This window comes from Aminobacter sp. P4_D5 (genome assembly GCF_056401815.1).
The window spans coordinates 1-556 of the sequence record NZ_JBFUIP010001216.1 but is presented as its reverse complement, the minus strand read 5'-3'; the positions used below and the strand labels follow the sequence as shown (position 1 = coordinate 556).

Below are 556 nucleotides of genomic sequence, written 5' to 3'. Positions count from 1 at the left end.
GGGTGATGCCGGCGCGCCTGGCCAGCGCCTCCATGTCGATGTGCTGATACGATCCGATGCCGGCCGAGGCGAAGACGAGCGAGGGGCTCGCCGCCCTCGCGCGCGCGACGAACTCGCGGAGATCGGCCGCGGGGAAATCCGCGGGCGCCACGAAGACCTGCGGCGCCTCGATGAGATTGGTGATCGGCGCCAGGTTGCGCGACGGCACCAGCGGGCGATCGCCGGGCAGGGCGGAATTGATGCCGCCGGTGGAGACGTTGTTGACGATCAGCGTGTGGCCATCCGGCCGTTCCCGCATCACGTACTCGTTGGCAATCCAGCCATTGGCGCCGGKGCGGTTCTCGACCACCACAGGCTGGCCCAGCAACCGGCTCAGCGGCTCGGCGATGACCCGGGCGATGACATCGGTCGTGCCGCCGGGAACCAGCGGGACGATGATGCGCACCGGCCGGCTCGGCCATGTCTGCGCCACGGTGGGCCTGGCTCCCGCGGCGGTCGCCGCGACGGCGGCGAGCAAGATGCGGCGATTGAGTGCCGTCATGGTTCGTGATCTCCC

1 protein-coding gene is annotated in these 556 nt (G+C 70.5%); it reads right to left on the bottom strand.

Annotated features, from left to right (window positions below; translation table 11 throughout):
- Positions 1-541: Bug family tripartite tricarboxylate transporter substrate binding protein (locus AC1DWF_RS37580; RefSeq protein WP_476843498.1), on the bottom strand; the 541-nt coding region annotated here is incomplete at its 3' end.
- Positions 542-556 lie beyond the last annotated feature (15 nt).